Genomic DNA, 18,963 nt, shown 5'->3' on the forward strand with positions numbered 1-18,963 from the left:
CAAGGTCTCAGGATCGATGGGGAGGGATCCTCTAGGCCTTGCCATCCAGCCTAGGCGCCGACCCGCTGGGTTTTGACCCACTTTAAGCGCTTAGGGCGAACCGCCATCCGGAGAGTCACGCTGGACACGACCACAAACCAGTGGCATAGATAAACCGTAGCCTGGAGCGATTGAGCGATCAGAGAAAAGCGACGGGCCTCACGGCGTTCGCGTTCGTAGGTTTGTTGCAGCCCCACCCAGGTACCAAAGAAGGACAGCGCGATCGCTAAGCTCGTGACCGGCATTAGCAGGGGGAGCTGATTGCGGCTCCAGGACAGAATCATATCGGGAATGGCTGCGGTGGGAAGGAGGTACTGGGTCAGATAAAACATGAGCATATCAAAGGTCTTAGCTCGACCTAGCTCATTGCGGGCCAGCATAGGCCAATAGTCCAAATAGCGTTGATATCCCCCTTCTGCCCAGCGGTTGCGCTGATGCCACAGGGCTAGGGGACGGGTTACCCCCTCCTCCTGCACAGCGGGAACCTGTAAAAGATCGATATCCCAGCGATTGAGATGCAGTCGAAACGTCAGATCCAGGTCATCGGTAATCGTCAGCTCGTTCCAGCCTCCACAGGCCATGAGGGCCTGACGTCGCACAAACTGCCCATTTCCCCGCAGTTCGCCCAGACCGCCTGTGGCAATTCTCTGTTGCTGCATAAAGGCATCAAGGACCATTTCCGCCTGCTGTCCCTGGGTGAGAACATTACAATCTGCGTTGGTAATGGATTTTCTCACTTGCACCGCCCCCACAGCGGATCGATTAAACAGGGGCACGACGGCCCTTAGCAGGGTGGCCGGGATCTGCGCATCGGCGTCAAACACGCCCAGCAGTTCTCCCCGTGTGAGGGGCAACACATCATTGAGGGCCCCTGACTTGCCCCCTTGGGCACCCAGGGGCCGTGAGTGAACGTGCAGCTGGGGATAGGCAGAGCTCAAGGCTTTGAGCATCGATAGCGTCCGATCCTCGCTATTGTCATCAACCACCCACAACTCCAGGCGATCGCTGGGATAATCTAAGGCATCTAAATTTCTAACCAGCGAAGTAATGACGGACTCTTCATTTTTGGCCGCCACAACCAGAGAAATCAACGGATATCCCATGGCCGGGGTATCCTCTGACAGCGGGGGCGGCGCCTCCGGCGCAGGGGCGAAGAGCAACCGCACCGTATGTAAACCAAAGACCGCCGCCAGACCAAACCCGGCCCAAATTCCCCAGGACACTCCATGCAAAATCCAGGTACTCAGCCACACGGCAGCCACCACCGTGGCAGCACGGCGACGGCGGCTGCCCGTAGCGGGGTAGTCGAAGTCAAGTTCAAAGTTGTCCTCCAACCCACCGGAGGCGTGATTTCGATTGGCGACCAATTTAGACACGTTGTAAGAATCGCTTCCGTGCTAGGAATTCACCCGCATAGGAGACCTGATTGAGGAGCCAGTATTTATCAAACCCCTTAAAGAAGCTGGGAATGAGGTAGCACCATACGGTACATCCTTCACATACCGATAGGGTACCCTGACTTTGGCGATAGGATTCCACTACCTCAGACTCACGGTATAGCTCATACAGTCGTCCCTGAATGGGGACGCCCTGCTGAGCAAAGTGATAGCAAGGGAGCAGCAGCTCATCATTGGGCGAAATGGCGATGACCGCATCCACTGCTTTACAACGCGGTGCGTGAGTGTGATTGCCCCCATCCTTAATGAACTCTAGGGCGGCCTTGTTGTACCCTAGGTTGCGAAACGTCCTGGCACTGCTTTCAATCGCCTCCACCATGGCTGGGGTCGGATTTTTTTTGTCGTTGTACTGACCGTGGGCCGTGAAGGCAGGGTTTAGCCAAACCCGCACGTTCAGCTCTTCTCCCAGGGCCGCCACCTCCCCAAGCTGATGATAATTTTGGGCGGTCACCGTATGATTTAGAACCGGATATTCCCCCAGGGACAGGGCTAGCTGCACCGATTCGACTAGGGTATCAAAAATTTTTACGCCTCGAGATTGGTCATGGGTGTCAGAATCGGGACCATCGAGGGAAAAATTTAAAAAGTCGACCAGGCCTTGCATGGACCGAGCTTTCTTCGGATAGAGGATGGTGTTCGTGGTCATGCTGGTCATAAAGCCAAGGGATTTCGCCTCCTGGAAAATGGCCTGCACATCTGCTCGCAGCAGAGGTTCACCCCCCGTAAAGTCGACATACCTGACCCCCAAGCGCTTCAAGTCGCGGAGGTTGCGGGCGATCGCCTCAAAACTCGCTTCTTGTCCAGGTTCAAGGGTCCAAATGTCACAAAAATGACATCTTGCATTACACCGATACGTCAGATAGTAATTTGCAACGAGAGGAGCCATGGCTACCGTTTTCTATGATTGAACCTGCAGATCATCCCTCACGTATACCATAAAAAACACTGACCTTGAGTTAACCCCAGTTTGGATCCCATTTCTGTATGTCCTCAATCCTAGATGATCTCAAGCCTGTCCATCAGCGCGAAGTCAACGTCTACCTTCCCTATTATCAGGATGCGCAACGGACGATGCTGCCACTGGGGATTGCGCTGTATCAGCAGGGAAATCTTGAAGGGGCCAGACGCATCGAAGATGGTGAAGATATCCCGTTTCTGGCGACCTGGAATATCTCGCTGCTGCCCGCCGATTTAACGCGCTGCCGGGTGAAATTTGAGAATGACTCCGATCTCACCTATGAGATGACCCTGACCAATTTTGAGTATATTGGCTTCCTCATTGAACTGCTGACCCAGTTTCGGCGCACCAGGGTTGCTGATTTTCCCAAAGGTTTTTATCGTAAGCTGTTAAAGCTTGACGAATAGGATTAGCCGCAAGGAGTTTGGGGTGCCAGACGCAGCAAAGTCACTTCTGATTGGTGCAGTCGAAGCCTTTAGTGGGAAATCAACCGTGCTGCTGGGTTTGGCCCAACTGCTCAAGCAGCAAGGTTTAAATCTTGTGGTGGGGAAACCTGTGGTGACCTCGACCGGATCTGGGGATCACCAGGAATCCGATGAAGATATCCGCCTGCTACAGCATTGTCTTGAACTGTCGCCCGAGGCAGCCTATTCCCCCATCGTGAGTCTAGATGATGCCTCAATTAGTGCCCGGGTGCTTCAGCAGGACAAGATAGACTATGTCCAAGGCTTAAAGGCCCGATATCAACTGCCACAATCAGCTGATATCGGGCTGTTTGAAGGGCCTGCAACCTTTGATGAGGGGCGATTATTTGGGATGTCTCTTTATCAGATTGCCGAGGCCATAAAAACCCCGGTCTTGTTGGTGGTGCGGTTCCATGCCCTGGAGGTCGTCGATACCATTCTCTCGGCCCGCAGTCGTCTGGGACCTCGTCTCCTGGGAGTGGTTATCAATGATGTTCCTTTGGCCCAAGCGGACCTGGTACAGCAGACCATGGCTCCTTTTCTAGAGTCCCAGGGTATCCCGGTACTGGGGGTGCTGCCCCATCGAGATCTGCTGCGAAGCGTGAGTGTTGCAGAACTGGTCCGCGCCTTGAAAGCTGAGGTGATTTGCTGTCCAAATCGACTCAATCTGATGGTGGGGCAGCTGAGCATTGGGGCCATGAATGCAAACTCAGCCCTGAAATATTTTCGCAAAGGCAACAACATGGCTGTGGTCACCGGGGGAGCGCGAACCGATATTCAGCTGGCAGCTCTGGAGGCTGCGACCCACTGTCTGATTCTGACCGGACATGTTCTCCCCAATGAGATTATGATTGGCCGAGCTGAAAACCTGGAAGTTCCGGTACTGTCGGTGTCCCTTGACACCCTCAGCACCGTGGATATCATTGAAAACTCATTTCGCCATGCTCGCTTCTATGAAACAGTGAAGGTGGATTGCATTCGCACTACGGTGCAGGATGGAGTCAACCTGCCCCGATTAGTTGATCTGCTGAACCAGTCAGCCCAGGAATCGAGGGGATGAGGAGGGTGGGCATTCTCAAGCGTTTTCAGGGTTGCCCGAAGTGATATGGCCTCGAAAAAGTTTCCCCACCTGGTGGGGTCAAAATGGACTGCAAAGCAGCGAACCTTTGGCTGGAGACACTTTCAAGTGGTCAATCGTAAACAGCAAGGCAAACTAGTCTTTGCCGAGCTTGTGGCGGCCTGCGATGACTCTGTGCGATTTTGGGTGAATGCGTCCTCCCTAAAGGATCGTCAACTGTGGCAAGCTGGTTGGCAACCCCTTAACCAGATGAACGTAAATCCTCATGACGGCCCCTCTTAAATCCTTGATGATCTCCCTGGTCTTGGTGTTGTGCTGCTGGCTGCCAGGACCGTCAGCTTGGGCCCTTGGGGGCGCACTGCCAGCACTGAATCAGCCTGCGCCTGGCTTTAGCCTCCCAGCCCAAACTGGAGAGGGCACCCTTGCGCTCTCGGACTATTTAGGTCAATGGGTGGTGCTCTACTTTTATCCTCAGGACTTTACCCCCGGCTGCACCCTGGAAGCCCAGCGATTTCAGAAAGACCTGGAAAGCTACAGAGCCCGAAACGCTCAAATCCTTGGCGTCAGTGCTGATTCTGCCGATGTCCATGCGGAATTTTGTGATAGCGAACAACTCACCTTCCCCCTGCTCGCCGATGAAGAGGGCACCGTCAGCCGAGCCTACGGATCCTGGCTGGGCAACCAGTCGTTACGACATACTTTCCTCATTGATCCCCAAGGGAAGATTCGCGATCGCTTTGTCAAGGTTCAACCGGCCGTTCACAGTCAAGAGGTGCTAGAAGCCCTGGATCAGCTTCTGTCAGACATCTCCTGAGATCCCTGGTGATCAAACCAACAGCGATACACGGGCTTTCCCTGGTCCAAGGTTACCCGTTCCCGTTCCGTCATTACCTGAAAGGGATTGGTGGGTAACCAGGATTGGCTGTCGGCGCGGCGCGTGAAGTGTGGATGGGCATCAATTCGCTCCACCATCTCTTGGGCAACCGCCAGCACATCAGACTGGACAAATAAAAAGCCATCCCCTTGCAGACATCTGGAAAGCTGGTCTAGAAACTGGGGCTGGACCACTCGCCGCTTTTGATGGCGGCGTTTAAACCAGGGGTCGGGAAATTGCACGGTGGCACCGGCAATGGCGCCTGGCGCCAAGATTGATGCCAGGGAAGTATTGACATTACAAAATAAGAAATGCAGGTTAGTTAAACCCAGCTGTTGACATTTCAAATTGGCTTGATCCACTAAGGGCTGGCGAATTTCCATCCCTAAATAATTCCAGGTCGGGTTCTGCTGCGCCATAGCCAGAAGAAAATGGCCCTTGGCGCAGCCGATGTCCACATGGAGGGGCTGGAGAGGATGCTGAAAAACCCGATCCCATGCTGGGGCTGGAGTGGCCACTTGATAGCGTTGGCTGAGAGGATTGACGTGTTGACGAACTCGTACAAGGGTCATTTTGATTGGCTGGGCTAGAGGATCTGGGCTCTCAACGAAGACTTCCCCTGATCCAGAATTGTTGGGGGAGGATTACATCTAACCTAGCAAACTCTGGAACCTTGCTCTATGTCCCAAGCAGCCCTCAAAAAGCAGCTGCGGCAACAATACCTGCAGCAGCGTCAGGCCATGCCGGAGACAGTATGGCAGCATAAAAGTGCGCAAATTTGCCAGCATTTAAGTCAATGGCCGATCTTTCGCTCAGCGCGATGGGTGTATGCCTACCGGAGCTTTCGTCGAGAACCCTCGCTCGATGCTTTATTGATACAACGGCCTCAGGAATGGGGATTTCCGCGCTGCGACGGACAGCAGATCCGGTGGCACCACTCTCCGCAGGGGACGAATCCCGCCTTTGTCATCAATCGGTGGGGCCTTGAGGAACCGGGGAGCGACTGGCCCCTAGCTGGCCGACCGGATCTCATTCTTGTGCCCCTAGTCGCCTGCGATCGCCGTGGGTATCGTCTCGGCTATGGAGGCGGTTATTACGACCGATTTTTGACCCAGAAATTAGCTCCCGCCATTGGCATCGGCTTTGATGCCTGTGTGGTCAATACCCTGCCTGTTGACCCGTGGGATCAGCCCCTCGACGGCATTTGCACCGAGTCTGGGATCTATCGAAATCTTTCGCAGTACACCAGCCATCACTGAAAGCTTGGCTGGGGGTGTAGCGGAGCGCGACCACAGGGAGAAATCTACACAGTTTTGTTATATAGCGTAGGCATGCTAAACATGACCTGGGAATTCAAATTAGAGCCAACTGCCGAGCCGGTTTCAGAGATTGAGCACATTCTGGATGGGTGCCGCAATATCTGGAACTTTGCGCTGCGGGAGCGCAAAGACTGGCTAAATTCTCGCAAGTCACCCCTGTGAATGCTTGTTCGATTCAGCAAGCGTTTATCTTGCCAGCGGATGCGCCCTTCCCTGATTACCACGTTCAGGCCAAAAGCTTGACTGTGGCCAAGGCTAACTTCCCTGGGCTCAAGAGCGTGAATGCTCAGGTGCTTCAGCAAGTTCTCAGGAAGCTCGATGGCGCGTGGAGGAGATGAGGCGGGGACTGGGGTTCCTCAGTCTATCGGTCACCTGTTGAAGCAGGACATCTTTGGGGCGACCCCAGGAATCTCTCTCTGTACCTGAAAGTTCAACCTGAAAGGTCAGAGGGAGAGGATGTCAACCCAACAGCTGATAGACAAATTTCAACATGCCCCACTGATCCATAGCCAGCTGCCAGGCAGATTCATCCATCAAACCGGCCACCTGGGCTGAAGGCCGACTGAGGGTGTCGAGATCGGTTAGGAGGGCATCTCGCAGTTGTGCTGGATCGGCGAGCTTCACCTGCTTGGGCTGAGCGCTTTTGTTCACCGTTTTAGTCGCCCCATCAAGGGCTCTGTCCGTTAGGGGAAGACGCTGCTTGGTAAATAAAATGTAGAAACTGCTGATGCCTGCAGGGCCATAAAAACTAAACAGATCCTCTGGAGTGGGTAGGGTCAGGGACTGGTTTGCCTCCACCTTGAAGGGAGTAAACCCAAGATGTTCACTGGGATTGTCTGTGGGGGGAACAGAACTCAATACCAGAATCGCATTGGGCTGAGCATCGAAGCCAAACACGTAGGTATACAGGGGAACCCTGTCGTAATTCTGAAGCTGAATCTGAAAGCGAGTTGTGGCGCGAGGGGTCAAAATCTGACCTTCAGATCCCAGGGCCGGGGCAAGGTTCAAGCCCTTGGCAACGGTACTTTTGGCCAGTAGGGAAACCGAATTGCCAGCCTCATTCTGGGTCATCAAGCTGACCCCCGCCATAACTTCGGAGGCGTGGGGATTCACCAGCTGTTCCAGGCATTGATTCCAGGCTAGAACGCTAAAGGTATCCTGAAAGGCCTCGGGCCTATTTTTAATGGCCTCCGGCTTGTCACTAACGGTTGCTGGCAGCACGTCCCCCGCCACCGTGCAAAGGCAATAGCAAATCTGCAGGGAACGTTCCGCCGTCCCTTCACTGTCAGCGGCGGGTGGGTCTTTGATTAAGCGCTCCAGTTTCGTGAGTACTACATCCGCCGATTGGTCGGCCTTGACCACTTTGATGGCCGAACCTAGCCCAGAAAATACGCTTGTTGCATCCACCTGCTCGACATGATCAAGGCGACTGCTCAGTGCCAGTCGCAGGGGTTGGGATCGATCCAGGATGCGAAACTTTTCCTTAAACTGCTGATCTGGGATCAAGGCCTCACCCTGTAGAACGTGAACAGTGCCCCACAGTCCTTTGCGGCTATTGAGACGCATCAGAGCGGACCCAGTGGTCTCTGCTGAGTGGGGCATGGTGCTAAACACAAAGCAGGCGTGGTCGGTTTTGAGAAGGCTAGGAGAGATTCCCCCCAGCCAGCAGTCTCCATGTCGACCCTTCATTTCAGTGCGCAGGACAATGCCATCCCCAGCCGGTCCTCCTGGTAATCCCAACAGATCTCGCGTCAAGGCAACTTTTTTTTGCCCACCTAGCTCCGGCTGCTGCGTGAGGCTAAACTCCTCTGCAAGGGCTTCTGAGGCGCGACTCACCTGGGTGGCGAGGCCGGCGTTGGGGGCAGTATGCCAAAGCTCTTGCGTCAGATTGTAGGTCAGGGCGCCCGCAGAAAACCCGGACCAATCTGCCTCAATGCCAAACTGCTGGAGAGAGGCGGCGGTAACCACTACGCCGCGAGCAGGGGTGCTCAGGCGCTTCTCGGTGAGCTGCGATCGCTTGAGCTTATTCCGACTCATTAGGGACGTTTGCACTGCCCATGCCTCAGGAGTTACCTCCCTTAACAACCCCGCTGGCAGCGCCCGAATTCTGGAATGCTCCAGCCGAGGGCTGCCGGGGTAGTGGAACCCTGTATCGAGGAGCGTGAACACCCGATCCGTCCTCAGGGACTGCAGCAGTAGGTAGAGCGTTTCTTGTAAAATTGCGTTGATCTGGGGGGGGCCAGCGCTAGCTTCCGCCTCTGGACAGGCGTCGTAGGGCATCAGCGCATATTGGGCCGGGCTTTGATAGACAGCTTGGGTTCCTGAAGGTTCAGACTGGGGCAAGAGGTATCGACCAAACCCGCTAAAGTGAAAGACAACCACATCGGAGGCTTGGGCGCGTTCGATCAGGTGGTTTTGAAACAGCAGCTCAATCCCATGGCGAGTGGCATCCTCATTGCGCAGAACAATGATGTTCTGGGGCTGAAATCCAAACCGATAAATCAGCAGATGCTGCATCAGGTCCACATCGCTCAGACAACCTCGTAGGTCAGGAAATCGAGCGCGGTTCTGGTATTGGTTAATCCCCACCAGTAGGGCCAGCTTCTGCGGCGACGGCTGGGCCTGGGCAGTGGGCGCTTCCAGCAGGGCAAAAATCGTATCTAATACCCCTACACCAGCAACAACATGGCCAGCGCCTTGCAGAAATTTTCGCCGATTCATCTGCATTCCGTTATCCTTCCTCAGCCCGCCTGGGTTCAATTGGGCAATTGCGCCATGCAGGCAGTTTACCGTTTGCCTAACCACTCGGTTCGATCCAAACCATTTGCCTGACTTCCAAGGAAGCAGGAGCGAGACTCGTCTGCCAAAGCCCCCGAAGTCAGGGATAAAGCCGGGAAAAAACGCCACGATCCCTGGGGACGTGGCGCTGCGGCGAAACAATACAGGGGCTGAAATTTGGCACCGAAGGGCTGTCTTCAGCTCACGAACAACCTAGAGAAGCTGGTGAGAATTTTTCACCGTTTCAAAGAAGAAGGCCGCATTTTCCTCCGGTGTTCCCGGCAAAATTCCATGGCCTAAATTCATGATATGGCCCTTTTTCCCCGCTTTGCGGATGACGTCTAAAATGCGATCGCGAATAAAATCTTGCGACCCAAACAGCACACCCGGATCCATATTGCCTTGCACCATTCTCTCTGGCCCCAACATTTGGCGGGCTTCGGCCATGTCCACCGTCCAGTCCAGGCTAATGATATCGACGCCGGATTGGGGCATGCGGGAGAGAATCCCGGCACTACCGCTAATGTATAAAATTAAGGGCGTCTCTGGATGGGTTTGTTTAACCTGTTGAACAATTTGCTGCTGATAGGGAAGCGCGAAGGTTTCGTAATCCTGCGGACTCAATTGACCGGCCCAGGAATCAAAGAGCTGCACAACCTGGGCGCCCGACTCAATTTGGTAGCGCACGTAGGTGGCAATGGAGTCTGCCAGGTGAGAAAGCAGCTGATGCAAAAGCTGAGGTTCGGAGAAGGCCATGCCCTTAATAATGCTGTAGCTTTTAGAGCTTTTGCCCTCCACCGCGTAGGCCGCCAGGGTCCAGGGAGATCCAACAAAGCCCAGAACAGTGGCCTGGTTTCCCACCTCCTGCCGCAGCGTTTTTAATGCCTGGCCCACAAAGGGAACCGAAGCCTCCGGATCAAGGGGCTTGAGGTTGCGAATTTGTTCCGGAGTTCGAATGGGCGGGTCAATGATGGGACCGCGCCCTTCGTGGATGTCAAAATCGATGCCCATGCCGGGGAGGGGTGTCAGAATATCCGAAAATAAGATGACTCCGTCCGGCTGGAAAGCATGGTATGGCTGAAGAGAGATTTCTACCGCAAGATCTGCATTTTCAGATCGCTCGCGAAAGGACGGGTACTTTTCACGCAGGTCTCGATACACTTTCATATAGCGTCCAGCCTGACGCATCATCCAAACAGGGGGACGATCTAACTCTTCTCCGCGAACAGCTCGGAGGATGCGCGGTAAAGTCGCGGTCATTTCAGCCATATAAAATGCGGTCTCCCAACAAATACTAAACCAGTGGACGCAATGTCTAGTTTAGGATTGAATGGCCCTCCCTGAACTGCCCTGGGATTACCCAGCCCAGGCAATCTAGACCTGTGGGCTGCTTGGAAAATGTAAATTTTTTGTGAACAGTTCGGATTGGTCTAGGGTGATCAGCGTGTGGCCCTGGCCCAGTGATGGGCCCAGTGATGGGCCCAGTGATGGACCCAGTGATGGACTACGGGCTAGGGAGCAGTCCGATGAGCTGTTCTGCCTCATGTCCCAGGAAGATGCCTGAGGTTTTGCAGGGAATCCACAGGAGAATTGGATGAAATCCGTTAATGGAGTCGCACAAGTTCATGATTTTTAGAAACTTGCGCTCTGGCACACTTTCAATCCAGAAGGGACCGCTTTTGTAATGCCGACGGTCTGACAGATCGGATTGGAGGGGTAAGAACGGAAAGGTTTGGATGACAAACTCGGCCTGGGCAAAGGAAATAGCGCCCCCTGCACTGGGACAAGAGGAGGGTGATCTAGGCGGTGCCTGCTGAGGACGGGAGTGACGGCGGCCTGGTCTTGCGGAACGGGGAGGCGATCGCCGATCTTGTCCACCATGGGGCTGACTAGGATCTGCCCCTTGATTGGAAGGGGCAGACCTCTGAGCAAGGCGGTGAGACTCGCTCAGCTTTTGGTAGGCCAAATTAATGAGCTTGAGCTTTTCCTCCGCCTTGCGCTGTAGACGCGGATGACCACAGAACCGGTCGGGATGCCAGACCAACACCAAATCCTTATAGGCTTGCTTGAGCTGATCCCACGACGTACTGGCGGTCACGTCTAGGATTCGATATTGTTCCAGAAGCTCGTCCATGGCTCATTTCCCTCGGAAACATGCACCATTACCTCAGGACACTGAGAAGGTTGGAGTTTTTGTATGCTTATGATCCTATCGGGTTGGTTATTCCTCCACGATGGATATGTCCTGAACGATAAATTACGTTTAATTTATTCACGTTTTGAAAAAGAACATTACCAACGCCGCTGAGTCATGCAAATTTTGAATCTGGCGCTGAAAAACTTTAAGGGACATGCAGACAGCTTCTTTGAGTTTGCTCAGGGAACCAACGCCATCTGCGGTGAAAACGGTGCCGGAAAGACCAGCCTCATTGAAGCGATTGCCTGGGTCTTGTTTGATCACTGCGACTATCAAAAAAAAGAGCTGGTGCGCATGGGGTCTAAAACCGCTCAGGCTAGTGTGGAATTTTTATCTAGCTTGGATGATCGCTGCTATCGAGTTTCTCGATCCACGCGGGGCTATGACTATGAAATTTACGATCCGCAATTAAATACCAAGCTCAACATCCGCAAGCGTGAAGATGTCCACTGCTGGCTGTGCGAACATCTAGGCGTCCCCCCGGCAACGGATCTCAGTCGTCTGTTTGCAGAAACCATTGGGATTCCCCAGGGAACCTTCACCGCCGATTTTCTCAAGCGTCCTGCCGACCGTAAGCGCATTTTTGATCCAATTCTGAAGGTTGAGGAATACAAACAGGCCTACGAGCAGTCCCGAACCTTAGAGGCCTACGCGCGAGGCCAGGTTGAACAGCTCACCCAGCACCTTGCAATCCAGACATCTCAGCTCGCCGACTGGGACCAGATTAAAACCCAGATTGCCCAACTGACCACGGAGATTTCGGCGGACCAGGCTGCGATCGCCCAGTCCACCACCAGCTTCAATCAGCAGCAGGCGGAGCTTCAGAGAATGCAGGAGACCGTCAATCAGATCCATCAGCTAGAGGCAAAAGCGCAAGCACTGCAGCAGGATCGGGTGCGCCAGGACACGCACCATCAGCAGATCCAGAATTCTCTCCAGCAGGCCCAGTCCGCAGATCACCTTTGCCAAACTCACCAGGCCGATTACGACTGCTATTTGCGGATCCAGCAGCAATGGCAGCAGATCCAGCAGCAGCAGCAGACCCAGCAGCGTCTGATCAAGCAGCGAGAGAAGATCACAGCCGTCAGGCAGTCCTTAGCCATCCAGCACTCTACCTTGGAAACCCGGCTGGATACCCTGGCCCAGCGTGCTGTGGAATTGCAAGCTCTCCAGCCCCTGGTGGTCGAACAGGAACAGCTAGAGGAACAGCAACAGGCCCTGCGATCGCGGCTGCAGGATTTAGCTATCCAACAGTCCCAAATTCAGCAGTGGCAAGCTCAGCTGACCCAGAACCAGGCCAGACAGGCGGAACTGGTGGCTCAGATTGAGGCAGTGGAAGCCCACCAGGATCAGCTTCAGAGGCTGCCGACCCTGGAGCAGGACCATCAGCAAACCTTGAAGGCCTTGGGGCATTGCGAACTCTCCCAAGACTGGTTAACCAAGATTCAAGCCATTTTTCAGCGGGGAAAACAGGACCGCGATCGCCATCGTGCCGCGGTCCAGGAGATCTTGTCACAGCTTGCAGCGCAACCCGGAACTACCAAAATTGCTGAGGTCCTCAAGGAGGGCGCTATTCTCAATACCGGATTGCTCAAATCTCTGCATCAGCTTCTGGTGGAGCTAGACGAGGCTGCGTCTCCGGATCGACTCAATCTGAAGCTCAAGGATTTAAACCAGCAAATTCAATCCCTGCAATCTCTGAAAAGTCAGGTCCAGGCGCTAAGGTTACAGCGGCAGCAGCTCCAGACTCTTGTGCAGGAGCAAAGTGCCTGTCAGGGGAAAATTGACCAAAATTTGGCGGCCCTCCAAGATCAGCCCACCCTCCAGGATCAGCTATATCGCTGTGAACAGCATCTGGCCCAGCTTAATAATCCCAAACAGCAAATCCAGATGCTACAGCAACAGCTTCAAGAACGAGCCACGCTTCACCAGCAGGTGGAGCAGCTGGCCGATCAGCTCGATCAGCAACAGAAACAAATTGATGCCGTAACGGCGAAACTCTCGGACTTTGAGGAACTGGAAGACGCCATGAACCAGGCACAGGCCATCCTAAGGCAGTGTCAGCCAGGCTACCAGATCTACCTACAGCATCAGCAGATCGCTGCCCAGGTTCGGCCGCTAACCACTGCCCTCGCAGAATCCGAAACCCATCGACAACGCCTGCAGTCCGCCCATGAGGATCTGCAAGGGAACATTCAGGCCCTGGCAGCGACGGTGGATCAATCCCAACTGCAAGCGATCCAGCAGCAGGTCAAGCAAACCCTCATTCAATTGAGCCAGCTTCAGGGGGGCCTGGCGCCAAAGCAGCAGCGGCTTCAGGCCTTGGAAGCGGACGAGAAACAGCGACAGGAAATTGAGGCGGCCTGCCAACGCGATCGCCAGCTTTTGCAGCAAAGGCAGCAAACCTGCGATTTCATCCAGGAGGCGCGGCGCATCTACCAGCACAGTGGTCCCAGAATTAGCGAACTTTACTTACAGGGCATTACCTTTGAAGCCGATCGCCTGTTTCGGGAACTGCTCAATCGTCCCGATGTGGCCCTGCGCTGGACTGAGGACTACGATATTCAGGTTCAGGAAAATGGCCATTGGCGCACCTTTAAAAGCCTATCTGGGGGCGAACAGATGTGCGCGGCTTTAGCGGTGCGGTTGGCGCTCCTGAAAACCCTGGCCGACATTGACGTGGCTTTTTTCGATGAGCCCACCACCAATATGGACAAACTGCGGCGATCGCAGTTAGCCGAAGCCATTGGCAATCTCCGCTCATTTCAGCAGCTCTTTGTGATCAGCCACGATGACACCTTTGAAAACATCACGGAGCATATCATTCGCGTTAACTCCCCCCAGCGTTAGCTCCTCCATTGGGCTCCTACATTGAAAGGAGAAGGCGATCGCCTTCTCCTTTCAATGCCCTCTCTATTAAAAAGGTTGATAGATTTTAGTGTGTTGACAGGGTTGATCCTGAAGAATTAGTCAGCCCATTTCGAGGAGTGATGAGTATCGCCTTCGTAGGGTAAAGCTCCAGTAGCGGGATAGTGATCCGTAATCGGCGAAAAAATCCGCCCCACAGCCTCTGAAATGTAGCTAAAGATGCGGCTTAACCGTTCCATCATGCTCATAGCGACCTTCCTTACAAACAAAGAGTAATCAGAAGGGTAGTGACGTCCGTCAATACTTCCTACACCTTAGATCTTAGCCTGACCCATGAGCTGGGCCAATCGTTTCAGGATTAAAAATTATAAATAATTATAGAATTATCTTGAGTGCTATCGGGGTCTGAGTTGTAGAATAAAGCTTAGTTAAGGGGTTATAGCTCAGTTGGTAGAGCACCTGCATGGCATGCAGGGGGTCAGCGGTTCGAGTCCGCTTAGCTCCATTTTGCTGGAAAGGCTGTTTGGTAGGGCTTTTGGATTATTTCGGTCGTGCCCCAAGCGCTGAGCTTCGGCGTCTTTGTGGAAGTCAAGCGGTGAACTATGCCATTGGGTGAGGTGTTGTCTTGAGGGCGATCGCTTTATATGAAAACCCTAGCGCTGTTTGGTTCCACCGCCCACAACCAAGCCACCGCAACCAGCGACCTCGATTTTCTCGTCGAATTTCGTACCGCAACCACATTAAATCAGTACATGACCCTTAAGTTTTTCCTGGAAGACCTGTTCGATACCTCCGTGGATTTAGTCACCTGAAAATCCTTAAAAGAGGTGATCCGCGACCAAATATTAGCCGAAGCAAAATATGTCTAGAAGCCTCAAGCTTTATTCGAACGATATTAAAACAAGCATTGATAAAATCCAAAGCTATACCCAAGGATTGGGAAAAGATGACTTTCTCAATAATCCACTGATCCTTGATGCCGTCACCCTCAACTTGCAGATTATTGGTGAAGCCCGCAAAAACATTCCCCAAAACATCCCAAAAAAAATACCCGCAAGTCCCCTAGCTTAACATCACTGGCCTCAGAAATATCATCGCGCACACCTACTTCTATCTGGATGCAGATATTCTCTGGGATGTCGTTCAAAATGAATTCCCAAGGACTCCCAGACCCACAAATGATCTGCTTCCGGCAGCGCGTGTCGTGCTTACCCGGATGACTCGACTGGGTTGACAACCTTACGACTTGAGGATTTGGTGGCGTTGGGGTTCTCCGAAAGCGGGCGATAGGTATAGCTGGTTCGCGATGCCTTGCGAATGTCGTCCTTGATATGCTCAAGATCAATGTATCGGTCGGCAACATTGATTAAACTGTCGCTGGTCATGGACCGCAGGCTAACCACCTCAACCCGGATCCCACGATAGCTAACCGCATCCACCGCATAGGCTAAATCACCATCTCCGCTGACGAGAATCGCGGTATCGTAAGCTCCCGTTAGCGCCAGCATGTCGACGGCAATTTCAACATCTAAGTTTGCCTTTTTAGATCCGTCTGGTAGCTGAACCAAATCCTTGGTAATCACTCGATATCCGTTGCGACTCATCCAAAGCAGAAACCCTTGCTGCTTTTCATTACTGGGATCAACCCCAGTATAAAAAAACGATCGCAACAGTCTAGACCCACAGGTCAAACGTAACAGTAACTTGGTGTAATCAATTTCAATTCCAAGCTGGAGAGCTGCATAAAACAAATTTGACCCATCTATGAAAATTGCGACTCGACCGCGATTTTCCAATACCTGACTGGGAGAAAAAAGAGTCTCCTGCACCTCTAAGTTTTCAATTGTCTCTGGGACGCTGGACATTTAATATTAAAGCCTCTTTCATAAAAAATGAAAATTAACAAGACAATCAAGCAACGATAAACTCTGGATGTCCATCGACATCGCCCTAAAAATTGCTAAAGCTGTTTACTAAAAGGGGATGAAGCCGCTCGGCTACTGAATTTTCAGAAAAACAGGCGTGGGTTCAGAGAACACCTGATTAGGGGGTAATCCTCCCCACAAGCCTTGAGTCTTAAAGAAATTACGAGGGTCCCCATTTACCACCTTATCTGGAAATGCTGACGAAAGTCCTAATTGTTGATAAATTTTAGAACTAATGTTGGGAATGACTGGGCTTAGGATAAAAGCACTTAAGCGCACGGATTCAAGCACCGCGTAAAGAATCTCCTGCACTGCTTCCAAATCCCCCTGTTTATAGCGGCTCCAGGGAGCCTGCTCATCAATATACTTGTTGCCTGCCCGCACCAGGGAGAGTGCAGCTTCACAAGCTCGGGAGAAGTTTAGATCACTGTAAGCTTCGCAAGCGATGGCGCCCAGGTCAGATCCCATTTGTTTCAGAGGATTACTGGGATCAATATCCTCAGGACCCACGTTCGGTAACACACCTCCAAAATACTTAAACACCATCTTTAAAGTTCGGTTGAGCAAATTTCCCAGATCGTTGGCTAAATCCGCATTGATAATATTGATAAACCGTTCTTCATTAAAGTCTCCATCTCGCCCAAACTCAATTTCCTTTAGGAAATAATAACGAACTGCATCGGGACCGTAACTCTCAACCAGGGCGAGAGGATCCAGGGTATTTCCCAGGCTCTTGCCCATTTTCTGACCGTCTTTAGTCAAAAAGCCATGGCCAAACACTCGATCGGGCAGGGGGAGACCTGCTGACATCAACATTGCAGGCCAATAAATTGCATGAAATCGGAGAATATCCTTCCCAATCAGGTGCAGGTTCATCGGCCACCATTTTTTCAGGGCATTCTCCAGTGTCGGCTCTGCTTCAGGATCCACCAGGGCCGTAATGTAGCCCAGCAACGCATCAAACCAAACGTATAGAGTATGTTTGGAATCCCCAGGGACGGGGAACCCCCAAGCCAGATTCACGCGGGAAATTGAAAAGTCCTGTAGACCCCGGCCAATAAAGCTCATCACTTCGTTGCGCCGAATTTCTGGCTGAACGAAGTTAGGGTGATCCTGTAGAAAATTGCGGAGGGCGTCTTCATACTTAGAAAGACGAAAAAAGTAATTTTCTTCGTCGCGCCACTCGGTTGCTTGATTGCGATGGAGCGGGCAGAGGTGACCGTCTAACAAATCACGCTCTTCCTTGAATTCTTCACACCCAACGCAGTACCAGCCCTGCTGGCGACCTAGATAGATATCCCCCTGATTCCACACCCGCTCGAAAAATGCTTCGACAATCGCCTGATGGCGGGGACTGGTGGTGCGACTAAAGCGGTCGTATTGAATGTCTAATTTCTGCCACAGCTGATGAAACCCCTGCACAATCAGATCGCAGTGTTCTTGAGGCGATCGCTCTAGGGCCTGGGCAGTGCGCTGAATTTTTTGGCCATGCTCATCGGTCCCGGTAACAAAAAGAACCTCCTTCCCCAAAAGTCGGTGGAACCGGCTCAGGGCATCAGCAGCCATGGTGGTGTAGGCGCTCCCCATGTGCGGTAACCCGTTGACATAGTAAAGCGGAGTGGTGAGGGCAAACGTGGAACGTTCAAGAGAATTCATAAACAGCAATCATAAGCGGGCATGCAGGCATCTCCACCGTAAAACCCATCATAAACTGGATGCCCAGAGCAACAAAAGTTTTATAAACTGAGGCGGCTTCCGTGCTCGCGGCAAAAAAGCGGACAATCCTTGAATCAGGTGAATTGATCAGGACAACCAGGCCATTCAATCGGTCAGATACTTGGTCAGCCGCAGCTCTTTGCCCTCGTTAAACCAGGCCACTTCATCAAACACCTGAAACAGAATGAAAATTCCTCGTCCGCATTCCTGGCGATGCTCAGGACAGGGGGATGGCTGGGCTGGCCAATGACAACTCACCGGGGGGCAAAATCCCTGCCCTTGGTCAGCGATCATCCAGACGTAGGTCTGACGCTGCTTCGCAAACTTCACTTCAATAAGCTTGCTGGGATCAAGGGAATTTCCATGTTTAGCTGCATTAACCAGAGCTTCTTGCAGCCCTAAGCGCATATCCCAGTAAAGATGGCTTGGAACCTCTTGCAGAAGAAGATCAAGAATTGGGAATAAATAAAGGGTAGAAGGGAAGGTGATGGTTTGCCATCGACGTTGTGAAGGGCGCAACGATAACGCAATCACAGAATAGCTCCATGCTTCGTAAGGATTGATTCCCCTGCTTGACCTGATTACTCAGACCATTCCCCACGCAACCAGCCGCATCAACGTGGACTTGGCCTAGCTGATCACAGTGCAACGCAACATCGGAAGCAGCTATGAATTTACTCTCACTATAGCCAATAACCCCGCCTTCTTCCAAGCCCCCGCGGTGGGATAGGGGGGGTCAGTAAGCCAGGCTTTCTCGCTGCGGAGCCTCTAGCATAATAGACGTGGGGTCTTCGGAGGTCAGAAAAACAGGGCGTCGACAGAAAACACGAGTCATGGCCTCAATGCTGTCACGCGTTTGGGCATTGATGGCCTTAGCCCCTGAAATAATGGAAATATATTGATTCAGCTTATCGTCGTGGATTTTAACCTTTAAATAGATTCCTTTGATCACATTGCTAAAGCTAATGAGATCTCCATGGTTGAGAAGGTGAAGGTAACATCGCTTGCCATTGACGGCGATACCGTTGCGACTAGCTTGATTTTGTTTCGGTTCTCCATCAATTAGGCGATAGTCAAACTCCTGGGAGTTGGGGGAAGGCACCCTCAAAAAAGTGGCATGCTTACGAGAGATCACATCACAGTCAATCACAATGTCATTGGATGGATGCCGACCCACATGCACAAAATTCGACGACAGTTGAATGACGCGAGTTGTGTCAACGTGAAGCAGAAATAAATGACGCTCTTGAACTGGGGATCCATCAGAGGATGACATGTCAATTACTTGAT

The 18,963-nt window shown here is 52.6% G+C and carries 20 protein-coding genes, 1 tRNA gene and 1 pseudogene; 11 read left to right on the forward strand and 11 right to left on the reverse strand.

The annotated features are described in order from the left end of the window. Positions 1 to 50 precede the first annotated feature (50 nt). Positions 51 to 1,415, reverse strand: coding sequence for a glycosyltransferase family 2 protein (locus QQ91_RS07545; protein WP_250833286.1), 1,365 nt, complete (start codon positions 1,413 to 1,415; stop codon positions 51 to 53). Continuing rightward, complete coding sequence (locus QQ91_RS07550; RefSeq protein WP_166274592.1) at positions 1,408 to 2,382, reverse strand: radical SAM protein; 975 nt, start codon at positions 2,380 to 2,382, stop codon at positions 1,408 to 1,410. The genes QQ91_RS07545 and QQ91_RS07550 overlap by 8 nt, the downstream gene beginning before the upstream one ends. A 98-nt stretch (positions 2,383 to 2,480) precedes the next feature. Here QQ91_RS07550 and ebsA point away from each other — a divergent pair, with 98 nt between their 5' ends. From ebsA to QQ91_RS07570, 4 genes are read left to right on the forward strand one after another with little or no spacing between them, the layout of a single operon-like run. Further along, positions 2,481 to 2,861 (forward strand): type IV pilus biogenesis protein EbsA, encoded by a 381-nt coding sequence (gene ebsA / locus QQ91_RS07555; protein ID WP_166274594.1) that lies wholly within the window; start codon positions 2,481 to 2,483, stop codon positions 2,859 to 2,861. A 22-nt stretch (positions 2,862 to 2,883) separates the two neighbouring features. Beyond that, positions 2,884 to 3,978: a phosphotransacetylase family protein gene (locus QQ91_RS07560; protein ID WP_166274596.1), complete on the forward strand. Its 1,095-nt coding sequence runs from the start codon at positions 2,884 to 2,886 to the stop codon at positions 3,976 to 3,978. Positions 3,979 to 4,023: 45 nt separating this feature from the next. After that, complete coding sequence (locus QQ91_RS07565) at positions 4,024 to 4,278, forward strand: TIGR02450 family Trp-rich protein (RefSeq protein ID WP_166274598.1); 255 nt, start codon at positions 4,024 to 4,026, stop codon at positions 4,276 to 4,278. 7 nt (positions 4,279 to 4,285) lie between these two features. After that, a complete protein-coding gene (locus QQ91_RS07570) occupies positions 4,286 to 4,810 on the forward strand; it encodes a peroxiredoxin (RefSeq protein WP_236095860.1) in 525 nt (174 codons plus the stop codon). Here QQ91_RS07570 and trmB read toward each other — a convergent pair. Then, positions 4,786 to 5,442 (reverse strand): tRNA (guanosine(46)-N7)-methyltransferase TrmB, encoded by a 657-nt coding sequence (trmB, locus tag QQ91_RS07575; RefSeq protein WP_166274602.1) that lies wholly within the window; start codon positions 5,440 to 5,442, stop codon positions 4,786 to 4,788. The genes QQ91_RS07570 and trmB overlap by 25 nt on opposite strands. A 108-nt stretch (positions 5,443 to 5,550) precedes the next feature. Between trmB and QQ91_RS07580 the strand changes: the two genes are divergently transcribed. Both QQ91_RS07580 and QQ91_RS07585 read left to right on the forward strand, forming a co-directional pair. Beyond that, positions 5,551 to 6,129 carry a 5-formyltetrahydrofolate cyclo-ligase gene (locus QQ91_RS07580; protein WP_166274604.1) on the forward strand — a complete coding sequence of 193 codons (579 nt, stop codon included), beginning with the start codon at positions 5,551 to 5,553 and terminating at the stop codon, positions 6,127 to 6,129. A 72-nt stretch (positions 6,130 to 6,201) separates the two neighbouring features. Continuing rightward, a pseudogene (locus tag QQ91_RS07585) lies at positions 6,202 to 6,518 on the forward strand (helix-turn-helix domain-containing protein); the annotation flags it as partial. Positions 6,519 to 6,648: 130 nt separating this feature from the next. Here QQ91_RS07585 and QQ91_RS07590 read toward each other — a convergent pair. From QQ91_RS07590 to QQ91_RS07600, 3 genes are all read right to left on the reverse strand, one after another. After that, positions 6,649 to 8,910, reverse strand: coding sequence for a caspase family protein (locus QQ91_RS07590; protein WP_166274606.1), 2,262 nt, complete (start codon positions 8,908 to 8,910; stop codon positions 6,649 to 6,651). A gap of 270 nt (positions 8,911 to 9,180) precedes the next feature. Further along, positions 9,181 to 10,236 (reverse strand): uroporphyrinogen decarboxylase, encoded by a 1,056-nt coding sequence (gene hemE, locus QQ91_RS07595; protein WP_236095852.1) that lies wholly within the window; start codon positions 10,234 to 10,236, stop codon positions 9,181 to 9,183. Positions 10,237 to 10,471: 235 nt separating this feature from the next. Further along, positions 10,472 to 11,101: a J domain-containing protein gene (locus tag QQ91_RS07600; protein WP_166274608.1), complete on the reverse strand. Its 630-nt coding sequence runs from the start codon at positions 11,099 to 11,101 to the stop codon at positions 10,472 to 10,474. A gap of 177 nt (positions 11,102 to 11,278) precedes the next feature. Between QQ91_RS07600 and QQ91_RS07605 the strand changes: the two genes are divergently transcribed. Next, positions 11,279 to 14,014 (forward strand): AAA family ATPase, encoded by a 2,736-nt coding sequence (locus QQ91_RS07605; RefSeq protein WP_166274610.1) that lies wholly within the window; start codon positions 11,279 to 11,281, stop codon positions 14,012 to 14,014. Positions 14,015 to 14,130: 116 nt separating this feature from the next. Here QQ91_RS07605 and QQ91_RS07610 read toward each other — a convergent pair whose 3' ends face one another. Then, the gene (locus QQ91_RS07610; RefSeq protein ID WP_250833287.1) at positions 14,131 to 14,274 is read right to left on the reverse strand and encodes an isochorismate synthase; all 144 of its coding nucleotides are present in this window, start codon (positions 14,272 to 14,274) and stop codon (positions 14,131 to 14,133) included. Between the two features lie 190 nt (positions 14,275 to 14,464). Between QQ91_RS07610 and QQ91_RS07615 the strand changes: the two genes are divergently transcribed. From QQ91_RS07615 to QQ91_RS21825, 4 genes are all read left to right on the forward strand, one after another. Then, positions 14,465 to 14,537: transfer RNA gene (locus QQ91_RS07615), tRNA-Ala, on the forward strand. A 139-nt stretch (positions 14,538 to 14,676) separates the two neighbouring features. Beyond that, a complete protein-coding gene (locus tag QQ91_RS07620) occupies positions 14,677 to 14,844 on the forward strand; it encodes a nucleotidyltransferase family protein (RefSeq protein ID WP_201277048.1) in 168 nt (55 codons plus the stop codon). Between the two features lie 49 nt (positions 14,845 to 14,893). Continuing rightward, positions 14,894 to 15,103: a HepT-like ribonuclease domain-containing protein gene (locus QQ91_RS07625; RefSeq protein ID WP_201277049.1), complete on the forward strand. Its 210-nt coding sequence runs from the start codon at positions 14,894 to 14,896 to the stop codon at positions 15,101 to 15,103. Position 15,104: 1 nt separating this feature from the next. Next, positions 15,105 to 15,266 (forward strand): HepT-like ribonuclease domain-containing protein, encoded by a 162-nt coding sequence (locus QQ91_RS21825; RefSeq protein ID WP_375340942.1) that lies wholly within the window; start codon positions 15,105 to 15,107, stop codon positions 15,264 to 15,266. On the opposite strand, the gene QQ91_RS07630 is transcribed toward QQ91_RS21825, so the two are convergent. The 4 genes from QQ91_RS07630 to QQ91_RS07645 all read right to left on the reverse strand — a co-directional run bounded on the left by QQ91_RS07630 (position 15,241) and on the right by QQ91_RS07645 (position 18,949). Then, entirely contained in the window at positions 15,241 to 15,897 is a 657-nt protein-coding gene (locus tag QQ91_RS07630) for a LabA-like NYN domain-containing protein (RefSeq protein ID WP_166274614.1), read from the reverse strand. The genes QQ91_RS21825 and QQ91_RS07630 overlap by 26 nt on opposite strands. 132 nt (positions 15,898 to 16,029) lie before the next feature. After that, a complete protein-coding gene (gene metG / locus QQ91_RS07635) occupies positions 16,030 to 17,613 on the reverse strand; it encodes a methionine--tRNA ligase (RefSeq protein ID WP_166274616.1) in 1,584 nt (527 codons plus the stop codon). A gap of 165 nt (positions 17,614 to 17,778) precedes the next feature. After that, complete coding sequence (locus tag QQ91_RS07640; protein ID WP_166274618.1) at positions 17,779 to 18,207, reverse strand: ATP-binding protein; 429 nt, start codon at positions 18,205 to 18,207, stop codon at positions 17,779 to 17,781. 202 nt (positions 18,208 to 18,409) lie between these two features. Beyond that, positions 18,410 to 18,949: an FHA domain-containing protein gene (locus QQ91_RS07645; RefSeq protein WP_166274620.1), complete on the reverse strand. Its 540-nt coding sequence runs from the start codon at positions 18,947 to 18,949 to the stop codon at positions 18,410 to 18,412. Between the last annotated feature and the right edge of the window lie 14 nt (positions 18,950 to 18,963).

The sequence above is a fragment of the Lyngbya confervoides BDU141951 genome, assembly GCF_000817775.3.
In the GTDB taxonomy this organism is placed as follows: Bacteria; Cyanobacteriota; Cyanobacteriia; order Thermosynechococcales; family Thermosynechococcaceae; genus Lyngbya; species Lyngbya confervoides.

Coding starts and splice junctions, on each gene's coding strand:
- QQ91_RS07550 (WP_166274592.1), bottom strand. CDS start 2,382: ATGGCTCCTCTCGTTGCAAATTACTATCTGACGTATCGGTGTAATGCA.
- QQ91_RS07620 (WP_201277048.1), top strand. CDS start 14,677: ATGAAAACCCTAGCGCTGTTTGGTTCCACCGCCCACAACCAAGCCACC.
- QQ91_RS07565 (WP_166274598.1), top strand. CDS start 4,024: ATGGCCTCGAAAAAGTTTCCCCACCTGGTGGGGTCAAAATGGACTGCA.
- QQ91_RS07605 (WP_166274610.1), top strand. CDS start 11,279: ATGCAAATTTTGAATCTGGCGCTGAAAAACTTTAAGGGACATGCAGAC.
- QQ91_RS07630 (WP_166274614.1), bottom strand. CDS start 15,897: ATGTCCAGCGTCCCAGAGACAATTGAAAACTTAGAGGTGCAGGAGACT.
- QQ91_RS07610 (WP_250833287.1), bottom strand. CDS start 14,274: ATGATGGAACGGTTAAGCCGCATCTTTAGCTACATTTCAGAGGCTGTG.
- metG (WP_166274616.1), bottom strand. CDS start 17,613: ATGAATTCTCTTGAACGTTCCACGTTTGCCCTCACCACTCCGCTTTAC.
- QQ91_RS07570 (WP_236095860.1), top strand. CDS start 4,286: ATGATCTCCCTGGTCTTGGTGTTGTGCTGCTGGCTGCCAGGACCGTCA.
- QQ91_RS07590 (WP_166274606.1), bottom strand. CDS start 8,910: ATGAATCGGCGAAAATTTCTGCAAGGCGCTGGCCATGTTGTTGCTGGT.
- QQ91_RS07580 (WP_166274604.1), top strand. CDS start 5,551: ATGTCCCAAGCAGCCCTCAAAAAGCAGCTGCGGCAACAATACCTGCAG.
- QQ91_RS07645 (WP_166274620.1), bottom strand. CDS start 18,949: ATGTCATCCTCTGATGGATCCCCAGTTCAAGAGCGTCATTTATTTCTG.
- hemE (WP_236095852.1), bottom strand. CDS start 10,236: ATGGCTGAAATGACCGCGACTTTACCGCGCATCCTCCGAGCTGTTCGC.
- ebsA (WP_166274594.1), top strand. CDS start 2,481: ATGTCCTCAATCCTAGATGATCTCAAGCCTGTCCATCAGCGCGAAGTC.
- trmB (WP_166274602.1), bottom strand. CDS start 5,442: ATGACCCTTGTACGAGTTCGTCAACACGTCAATCCTCTCAGCCAACGC.
- QQ91_RS07625 (WP_201277049.1), top strand. CDS start 14,894: ATGTCTAGAAGCCTCAAGCTTTATTCGAACGATATTAAAACAAGCATT.
- QQ91_RS07600 (WP_166274608.1), bottom strand. CDS start 11,101: ATGGACGAGCTTCTGGAACAATATCGAATCCTAGACGTGACCGCCAGT.